The following is an 8154-nucleotide window of genomic DNA, read 5'->3' on the forward strand; positions in this document are numbered from 1 at the left end:
AGGGTAAAGATGCCTCCCGATTGTTTGTACGGCGGCTGCCATCTTTAACACCTCCCTATCTCCCGTAGGTAAAAGCAGTGCTGTCAAAATAGGCAGGTCTCCTGGCTCCAGAATCATCGTCTTGCGTCGGCCTTCCCAATCCGAAGGATTAGTGGCGCCGGGTGACGTTCGACTCCTCTGTTACAGTGGCGGGACCGCGTCGGCATTTCACCGAACTTCCCTTTTAAGCTCCGCCCGGCATAACGACCGGTCCGGAGCACCTATTTCCACATGATTCAATTATTGAATACCGAGTAATAGTACAATATTTCTTAGGTTTATTCAAACCTTTTTTACGAACAAGCGGAGAAGAGGCAGAGCAGCGGTTGTTGTAACACAAAGTTTAAAAATAATAGCACAATTGTAGTGACAGAAATTGGTTTCATGTGCTACGCTATGCAAGTGCTACTATATACCTGAATCGTGCTACTGCACACGTTAACAACTTAATTCGAAGGAGTGTTTGAGTTTGAAAATGTGTTTACGATGGACGCTAATGATGCTGTTAGTGGCAGCGCTTTGCATCAGCGGCTGCACCCGGGCCAAGACCGAGCAGGCGGCCGCCCCGAAGGAGGAGCTTGTTCTTGCGATAGGCGGCGAGCCGGAGGGAGGCTTCGATCCGACAACGGGATGGGGGCGCTACGGATCTCCGTTGTTTCAAAGCACGCTGCTCAAGCGCGACAGCAGCTTGAAGATCGTCAACGATCTTGCAACGGGCTATGAGGTCAGCGGGGACGGTCTGGACTGGACAGTGAAGCTGCGGAAGGATGTCAAATTTTCCGACGGGCATCCGTTAACGGCCGCCGACGTTCAGTATACGTTCCAAACCGCAGCCGCAAGCGGCTCTGCCATCGATTTAAGCAATGTCAAGGATGTGGCGGCGGCGGACGAGCATACGGTCAAGTTTTCATTGAAGGAACCGCAATCGACCTTCGCCCAGATGCTTGTGAGCACAGGTATCGTTCCGAAGCATGCGCACGGCAGCGATTATGCCAAAAAACCGGTCGGCTCCGGCCCTTATAAGCTGGTGCAATGGGATCAAGGGAAGCAGCTGATCGTCGAGCCGAATCCCGAATATTACGGGACGAAGCCCTACTTCAAGAAAATCACATTCCTGTTTCTTGCCGAGGATGCGGCTTTCGCCGCCGCCAAAGCCGGAACGGTCGATATGGCGGCTATCCCTGCGGCGTTCAGCAAACAGCAGGTGAGCGGCATGCAGCTTGAAGCTATACATACGGTGGACAACCGCGGAATCATGTTTCCCTACGTAAAATCGGGCGGCCAAACGAAAGAAGGATATCCGGTCGGCAACGATGTCACCGCGGAATTGTCGATCCGCAAGGCGATCAATCTGGCGCTGGACCGCAAGGCGCTGGTTCAAGGCGTCTTGGAGGGACACGGCACGCCCGCGTATACGATTAATGACGGGCTGCCCTGGTTTAATGCCGAGGCCGTCATTCAAGACGGCGATATGAATGCGGCGAAGCAGCTGCTTGCGGACGACGGATGGAAGGATACGAACGGCGACGGCATCGTGGAGAAAGGCGCTCTGAAGGCCGAGTTTACCCTCATCTACCCGTCAAGCGACGTCACCCGCCAGTCACTTGCTCTCGCCGCAGCCGATTGGCTCAAGCCGCTTGGCATTCAAGTCAAGGTGGAAGGGAAAAGCTGGGATGACATTGGCAAGCAAATGCATGCGAATGCGGTTCTCTTCGGCTGGGGAAGCCACGATCCGGTGGAAATGTACAATGTGTACAGCAGCAAGTTCAGCGGCGTCGATTATTACAATCCCGGATTTTACCACAAACCGGCCGTTGAGGCTTACATGAGTCAGGCTTTGAAGGCGATCCATGAGAAAGACGCCTGGAATCTGTGGAAAAAAGCCCAGTGGGACGGCCAAACCGGCTTGAGCGCGCAGGGGGATGCGCCTTGGGCCTGGCTCGTGAACCTGGACCACTTGTATCTGGTGAAGCTGGGCCTCGATATCGGCAAGCAGAAGATTCATCCGCACGGACACGGATGGCCGGTAACCGACAACATTGAGGAATGGCGATGGAACTCCTGACGCGGCGAAAGTCAAGGGCAGGGGGGAACGCCGTTCTGGCGGCAGGCCGGTTTGTACTAAACAAAGGAGTAGTCTATTTTGAACGAGGTAACAACCTCAGTCGTTTACGAAATTAGACCGACGAATCGGTAATAAATATCAATGCGCTGTACGCGCTTGCTGTTTATCTTCTCAGCATCATACACAACAACCTTGTCAATCAGTTCATTCAAAATAGGCTTTGTTAATTCCTTCATATCCGTGTACTCGCGTACCAGTTCCAAAAATCGAGTCGTGTTTTCCTGCTTGCTCTCTGCCTGGTTAAGCTGTTCTTCCAGCAGCTTGAGCCGCTCCTTCAGTTGAGCTTGCTCTTCTGTAAAATCTCGCGACAACGCCGTATACTGCTCGTCCGTGATTTTTCCTAAAGCATTGTCCTCATAAAGCTTCCGCTGAATGGTTTGCAACTCGCTTTCCCGGCTGTTCAACCTGACGCGCTCTTTCATGGCTTCACGCCATTGCTTTTTCTGCTGGTTCTGGCTCTGAGTGGCAAGCTTCTCTGCAAAGGTGCTTTCTTTCTCCTTGGCCGCCTGCGCATGTCGCCGGATGTCGGCCAATATAATCTCGTAGATGTCCACATAGCTGATGTAATGGAAGCTGCAATACGCTTTGCCGCGCGTTCTCGACTGGTTGCAGGCAAAGCTACCGCGTCCGCCTTTACCGCCGCTGGTCTTGCTGCTGCCGCCGCGAGCAAAGGACAAGCCTTGGCCGCAGGTCGAGCATTTCAGTAATCCCGCGAAGATTTGATGCTCGCCCTCTTTGGTCGGGCGCTTCTTCATACGAATCACCTTTTGCGCCAAAGCAAAGGGTTCCTCGTCAATCAGCGGCTCATGCGTATTCCGAACCTCAATCCATTCGTCCTCGGGTACGGCGACCACTCGCTTTTTCTTGAAGGAGGGCTTGGTTGCCTTATGGCTCACCATATGCCATGCGCCTTGTTCTGGAGAATGGCCTTGACGGTTGTTGCGCCCCAATCATACGGATGCCGGGTATTGACGACTTTCAAGTAACGCTGATGCTGCTCTGCCAAGTAGGCGCGTGGCGTTAAAACCCGATCTTCCCGCAGCAATCTGCCGATTTTATAGGGACTGTGACCCTCCACCGCCAACCGGAAAATACGCTGCACAATCGCGGTCGTACGTTCGTCGGGAACCAGCTTATGCTTGTTCTGCTCATCCTTGCAGTAGCCGTAAGGGGCAAAGGCTCCCGTGTAATCGCCGTTTAACGCCCGCTGGCGATAGCCACTCTTGACCTTCCGGCTCGTATCGCGGACGAACCATTCATTGAACAGATTCCGCAGTTCCATGAAGTCGTCTTCGCCTTTTGCAGTGTCAATTTTCTCGCTTACGGCAATAAACCGCACTTGATGCTCCGGGAAGAACACCTGAATGCACAGGCTCGTCTCGATTTGATTGCGGCCCAAGCGGCTCAAATCCTTCACCAGCACAATATCAATGCCGCCGCTCTCAATGTCTCGCTTCATTCGTTGGAAGTCGGGGCGATCAAAGTTGGTGCCACTCCATCCGTCGTCCGTGTAAACCTCAACCACTTCAAAGCCCTGCTCCTTCGCGTAACGCCGGAGCAAAATCCGTTGATTTTCAATGCTCATGCTTTCGCCACTCTGCTCATCGTCCCGACTCAAACGACAGTAGATCGCAGTTCGGGTTTGCTGTTGTTTTTTCATCCTCCGTCCTTTCCCAGCAACAAATCGGCTGATTTCAGTATACTGGATTTCTGAAGCAGCAAGTAGTGTGCCAAGCGTCCATGAGAAAAGGGAATCTCGCGGATTCCCTTCCTGGTTCATCGAATCCTGAACGCTTCGTCCTCCCACGTTCGCAAAACAAGCCGTTCGATTTATCGCCTAGCGTTTCATTGCCGATATAGTGACATTGCACGATATACAAGCTTTTCCCCATCTGCATCTCGCGCATAGGGTGGTCTTCTGTTGGGTTAATGCTGCCATCCCGTTTCTGTTCGATCCCCTCCGCCGGAACAGACGGCAGAGGCTGCTGTTCTTCCTTCATAATCCACTCCCCCCGATCATGGCGATCCATTTCTTCCACATATCCCGCTGACTTCAATTACCGGATACGCTCGGTATGTGGCTTGACGACTGGAGCATGATGGCGAGTATATTCCGGATAGCGCAGACGTATCGCTTCAAAGAAATAGGGAGCGGCTTCGCAATCAAACAGTTCATACGGGGTTGAAAAGCGTTCCTCTCCGATCTGGCTCCAACCATTCCAAAGATTGAACGCCAATCGACAAATACGGATGGAACCTCCGGTTTGCCAGGAAACAGATAGTCCTTCCGGCTTGATGCCGCCATCGGAAAAGTCGAACAATTCTTGAATATGGGCGCGGGTATCTTTCGACAAGCCCAGTGTGTAAAACAATGCTCGATGGTAGCTGTCGGTACAGCGATGCTCAGTTAACATCCGGTAGTAGAAGGCTTCATGCTCGGAGTCGTGAAAAACGGGCGGCTTCATGTTCTCGCTCTCCTCTCAAAATAAAACGGTTAGTCGAAGGGCATCCTGATTGGAGCCTTCTACTAACCGTTTCATTTTGGAACCCGAATCGGGCACCTCTGTAGCAATCACCCTAAAAATTATAGCGATCTCCGGTTTGAATCCATGTGCGCCCCCGATTCTGTAGATTGATAGGCATTCAGTAGCTTATCCAATTCTCTTGATTTTTCAAGCACCGCATGGCTTTGAAGGCCAAAGCGAAGCGCTTGCTCATTCAGTTCTCTGCGGACGCATTCAATATGTTTTAGAAGTTCGTTTGCTCCTTTCATGATGCTGTGAGTGTCCTCCTTCGGATTACAGGTCATGCCGCCTCGTTACGTAGCCCCCTTTTGCAGACCGTAGCTGGTCGGCCGAACAAGGAGCGCACATGGCTATTTACAGGTTCCCCTGCTATTCAACCCTGTTCTTGCGTTAGCTTGCGTCGCAGCTCCTTGTACAGCTCATCCACAAAAGGCTGGTCTACGCTCGCATGCTGAGCGGCCTCCATAATGTCCAGCAATTGCTGCACCGATAATTGGCCGAGCGCTCTGCGTCCGCCCTTGTTCCATAGTGTTGTACTGGCTTCCAAAATGACCTCCGCTTCGATTCGCTGAAAATTCAAAATGTATCGCGCAATTTCGTCCGCCAAGGCAAGCGTATCTTCATAGCTCAGCCCCAACCGTTCCCGTTTCAGATAAAGGACAGTCAGGACTGCCATTTTCGTAGAATGCGTTGCAATCATCACCTTTGTCCTTATCCGAAAAACCGTTTTTTTTTGAAGAGCGTTCAAATCCTACCGAGTAAAGCAGCCGATGCTCAGCTTCCGCAAGGCAGGCGCTTCGCCCCAACTCGCTCTTACTCCAAAAGGATTTTCCTGTATAAAAAGGGCGCATACAAGAAATTCTAGTGTATAACACACTGAAAGTAAAGAGTGGATTATCCACTGAACTATACTCATCTTGAGGTGAGTACCTGTGGTCTATGAACGAATACGGAACATGCGTGAAGATAAGGATTTATCACAAGAGAAACTGTGCGAGTATCTGAACATCAAGCAGCGAACCTACAGCGATTACGAACGAGGGAAGTTGGATATTCCGACAGCGCTCTTAATTGCATTGGCCGATTTTCATCAAACGAGCATCGATTATTTGCTTGGCCGCACGGATCAAAAAACGCCTTATCCTCCCCGCGCAAAAAAACGCTCTTGAACTCCACCAGTCAGCTTCCTTTGAATGGCTCCAATACTTGACAGTACAGCGTCTGTAAATCCATTTACAAAAATTCAGGAAGGGCAAGACCGGGATCTCGCTCCTTCCGTTTGACGAATCTCGGTAGAAGCTCTACTGATCAGTCCTTCGCTCTGGTTCTGTTACGGCCTTCTGAATCTGCAACACAGCGCGGCGCAATTGATCCGCTTCTTGTTGAAAGACTTCTCTGTCCAGACGCCCGGTTGCATGAGCCTTCACCGCCAACTGGTTCAGGTTATTTCCGATGGCATGAAGCTCACGGATCAGCGCGTGGTAGTCAAGGGGAGGCAGTGGTTTTGGAATATAGCCGTTAATCAGGGCGCGGACTAAAGCCTCCTGAGAAAGGCCAGACTTTTTCACCTGTCGAACCAGGTGATTTCGTTCCTTCTCATTTAAGCGAACCATGATTTTAATCTTTCGTACACGCATAGAAATGCTCCTTTCGATGGAACAAGCTGTTCCTCGGAAATCGAATCATCGTTAATTGCTATCGCTGCCATCAGAGGCCAATTGATGCGAGAAAATAGGGGTCTTAGGGTCGCAGTCCCTAACAAGCGTATTTGGTGGCCAGCCAAATTCAGTGCTTGCTGCAACGTTGCACGTTGCCCTGAAAGCACCTGCCGGGAAAGAGAGGGGACGGCTTTTGCCCAACATCCTCTGCTTACACCGGGGCAGCGCAAAGGCGTGACATGCTAAAATGCGTCATGGTTTCGACTATGAGAAAACGGAAGGCCGCAGCCTTCCGTTTTCCGTCCATGCTTATTTAGCTATAGATAAGTTCACTCAAAACCAATTCCTCCGCTTGTTGCTTCAGGCCGTTCATATGGCTTGTCCAGTCCAATGGATGAGCCGCTTTATCCGGGGCTGGATGTCGTTCCAACAACCGCGCCATTGTCCATTCAACTTGCTCTTGCGCCGTCTGATCAATTTCCGCCAGATGCGAATTCAACTGCTCCGACAGCAGCAGATGGGCGTAGGAGCCCTTTCGTTCATTCTTCAGAAACGTCTTCCGCAACATGCCATACTTTCCGATTCGGATTGGTGCGGGCGGTGCCAGATTCGGCAGCTGATAATTTCCATTCATTCTGTACATCAGTTCCATATACGATCATCCCTTCGCGCGGTCTATTACCATTGTGCGGAAATGCTTCCTGTCTCGCAATGATGAGGCAAAGCGGGGACAGCTTCCTCTTAATTGCCGCTTTCATTCCCGCGGTTATTCCTTCGACTGGACTGTTTTCGCGTGCAGTCAGACTTCTCGATATGGCACTACAACATCGTGTTTCGAAAAAAGCTACAGCATCGTAATTTTGTTAGTCAGCCGCGCTCCTTCAGCGGAATAGCGGGATTTAAGACGGATCAAACCGCATTGCTCCAGACGATGCAAATTGCGACGAACCGCAGAGGAGGAGACTCCTACCTCCGCTGCAAGTCGGCGGGAGGAAAGCCATACGGTGCCGGTTCGCCCGCCCGCCAAGTCCAGCAGATAGCTGTACAGAAGCTTGGCTGATGATGGTAACGCAGCTCCAGCTAGTAGTCGATAACGAGTCAGATCGTTCATTTCGTCCTCCAATCATTGTAGTCTCCGCCGCGCTCATTGCTTGCATAAGCGCAAAATCGGCTGGGCGCAGAGATGCCACGCTTGTCAGGGGTATGTTTTTCCCGGCTGGTAAGCAGCGGCAGATTCATTTACCGCTCATGCTCCCGTTTCCGTTTGCGCGACCACTCCTTCAACAATTGCACAAGTAAATCTTCCAGTTGCTTCTCTGTAAATTCCCTCGGCAACAAACCTTCGAAACGTTCCTTGGGAATGAACAGTTTTTCTTTTTGCATGGGCTTTTCTTCCTCCAAAATCGCGGCGATCACATCCGTGTTCAGATTACCCGATTGGCTAAGCCTTTTCGTGCGTTGCGCCTGAGAAAGCGAGGGCGTGCATTCCTCGGCTTGCATCTTTTCCAGCAGAGCCTGCTGTTCGTTCTCGGGCAAATAAGAGATTTCCACCGCAGGGCTGAATGCAATCCGTTTCTGATCGACCATTTCAAGAATGGTGGGAACGAGTTCGGTAAGGCGGATATACCGTTGAATCTGATTCCGGCTTTCTCCGACTTGATCGGCCAGAAGCTGATCGGAACGTTTTTGTGTCCCAAGTTGGGACACATTTTCTTTACCTGGTCTCCCGGCTTGCCGTTTCATCGCCTCCAGCTTCATTTTGTAGGCGAATGCTTTTTCACTCGGCGATACATATTCCCGCTGAAGA

General features: G+C 51.4%; 11 protein-coding genes, 1 pseudogene and 1 riboswitch. Of the genes and pseudogenes, 2 read left to right on the forward strand and 10 right to left on the reverse strand.

From position 1 onward, the window contains the following. Positions 1-74: 74 nt before the first annotated feature. A riboswitch (cobalamin riboswitch) is annotated at positions 75-279 on the reverse strand. A 235-nt stretch (positions 280-514) separates the two neighbouring features. Continuing rightward, positions 515-2104 carry an ABC transporter substrate-binding protein gene (locus tag JMF85_RS15995; RefSeq protein ID WP_236595870.1) on the forward strand — a complete coding sequence of 530 codons (1590 nt, stop codon included), beginning with the start codon at positions 515-517 and terminating at the stop codon, positions 2102-2104. 104 nt (positions 2105-2208) lie between these two features. Here the strand turns inward: JMF85_RS15995 and JMF85_RS28415 are convergent, their stop codons facing one another. The 6 genes from JMF85_RS28415 to JMF85_RS16025 form a co-directional block, all read right to left on the reverse strand. Continuing rightward, positions 2209-3063: a DUF4368 domain-containing protein gene (locus JMF85_RS28415; protein ID WP_201318495.1), complete on the reverse strand. Its 855-nt coding sequence runs from the start codon at positions 3061-3063 to the stop codon at positions 2209-2211. Further along, positions 3057-3749 (reverse strand): recombinase family protein, encoded by a 693-nt coding sequence (locus tag JMF85_RS28420; RefSeq protein ID WP_201318496.1) that lies wholly within the window; start codon positions 3747-3749, stop codon positions 3057-3059. The genes JMF85_RS28415 and JMF85_RS28420 overlap by 7 nt, the downstream gene beginning before the upstream one ends. Before the next feature lie 109 nt (positions 3750-3858). Beyond that, the gene (locus JMF85_RS16010) at positions 3859-4164 is read right to left on the reverse strand and encodes a hypothetical protein (protein WP_201318497.1); all 306 of its coding nucleotides are present in this window, start codon (positions 4162-4164) and stop codon (positions 3859-3861) included. Between the two features lie 57 nt (positions 4165-4221). Next, entirely contained in the window at positions 4222-4629 is a 408-nt protein-coding gene (locus tag JMF85_RS16015; protein WP_201318498.1) for a DUF6075 family protein, read from the reverse strand. Between the two features lie 119 nt (positions 4630-4748). Further along, positions 4749-4937 carry an aspartyl-phosphate phosphatase Spo0E family protein gene (locus JMF85_RS16020; protein ID WP_201318499.1) on the reverse strand — a complete coding sequence of 63 codons (189 nt, stop codon included), beginning with the start codon at positions 4935-4937 and terminating at the stop codon, positions 4749-4751. Between the two features lie 125 nt (positions 4938-5062). Continuing rightward, positions 5063-5392 (reverse strand): hypothetical protein, encoded by a 330-nt coding sequence (locus JMF85_RS16025; RefSeq protein WP_201318500.1) that lies wholly within the window; start codon positions 5390-5392, stop codon positions 5063-5065. A 229-nt stretch (positions 5393-5621) separates the two neighbouring features. Between JMF85_RS16025 and JMF85_RS16030 the strand changes: the two genes are divergently transcribed. Continuing rightward, on the forward strand, positions 5622-5858 hold the full coding sequence (locus JMF85_RS16030) for a helix-turn-helix domain-containing protein (protein WP_236595869.1): 237 nt from the start codon (positions 5622-5624) through the stop codon (positions 5856-5858). A gap of 132 nt (positions 5859-5990) precedes the next feature. Here the strand turns inward: JMF85_RS16030 and JMF85_RS16035 are convergent, their stop codons facing one another. The 4 genes and pseudogenes from JMF85_RS16035 to JMF85_RS16050 all read right to left on the reverse strand — a co-directional run. Then, positions 5991-6326 carry a plasmid mobilization protein gene (locus JMF85_RS16035; RefSeq protein ID WP_201318501.1) on the reverse strand — a complete coding sequence of 112 codons (336 nt, stop codon included), beginning with the start codon at positions 6324-6326 and terminating at the stop codon, positions 5991-5993. Between the two features lie 334 nt (positions 6327-6660). Beyond that, positions 6661-6999 (reverse strand): TnpV protein, encoded by a 339-nt coding sequence (locus tag JMF85_RS16040; protein ID WP_201318502.1) that lies wholly within the window; start codon positions 6997-6999, stop codon positions 6661-6663. A gap of 192 nt (positions 7000-7191) precedes the next feature. Continuing rightward, positions 7192-7458 (reverse strand): helix-turn-helix domain-containing protein, encoded by a 267-nt coding sequence (locus tag JMF85_RS16045; protein WP_201318503.1) that lies wholly within the window; start codon positions 7456-7458, stop codon positions 7192-7194. Between the two features lie 128 nt (positions 7459-7586). Next, positions 7587-8154 (reverse strand): annotated as a pseudogene (locus tag JMF85_RS16050) (ParB/RepB/Spo0J family partition protein); the annotation flags it as partial.

This window comes from Paenibacillus sp. EPM92, from assembly GCF_016586185.1.
Classification (GTDB): domain Bacteria; phylum Bacillota; class Bacilli; order Paenibacillales; family NBRC-103111; genus Paenibacillus_G; species Paenibacillus_G validus.

What these genes read in the sequence shown, in the direction of transcription:
- JMF85_RS28415 (WP_201318495.1), bottom strand. Translation starts at nt 3,063, where the DNA reads ATGGTGAGCCATAAGGCAACCAAGCCCTCCTTCAAGAAAAAGCGAGTG.
- JMF85_RS16015 (WP_201318498.1), bottom strand. Translation starts at nt 4,629, where the DNA reads ATGAAGCCGCCCGTTTTTCACGACTCCGAGCATGAAGCCTTCTACTAC.
- JMF85_RS16010 (WP_201318497.1), bottom strand. Translation starts at nt 4,164, where the DNA reads ATGAAGGAAGAACAGCAGCCTCTGCCGTCTGTTCCGGCGGAGGGGATC.
- JMF85_RS28420 (WP_201318496.1), bottom strand. Translation starts at nt 3,749, where the DNA reads ATGAGCATTGAAAATCAACGGATTTTGCTCCGGCGTTACGCGAAGGAG.
- JMF85_RS16040 (WP_201318502.1), bottom strand. Translation starts at nt 6,999, where the DNA reads ATGGAACTGATGTACAGAATGAATGGAAATTATCAGCTGCCGAATCTG.
- JMF85_RS15995 (WP_236595870.1), top strand. Translation starts at nt 515, where the DNA reads ATGTGTTTACGATGGACGCTAATGATGCTGTTAGTGGCAGCGCTTTGC.
- JMF85_RS16035 (WP_201318501.1), bottom strand. Translation starts at nt 6,326, where the DNA reads ATGCGTGTACGAAAGATTAAAATCATGGTTCGCTTAAATGAGAAGGAA.
- JMF85_RS16045 (WP_201318503.1), bottom strand. Translation starts at nt 7,458, where the DNA reads ATGAACGATCTGACTCGTTATCGACTACTAGCTGGAGCTGCGTTACCA.
- JMF85_RS16020 (WP_201318499.1), bottom strand. Translation starts at nt 4,937, where the DNA reads ATGAAAGGAGCAAACGAACTTCTAAAACATATTGAATGCGTCCGCAGA.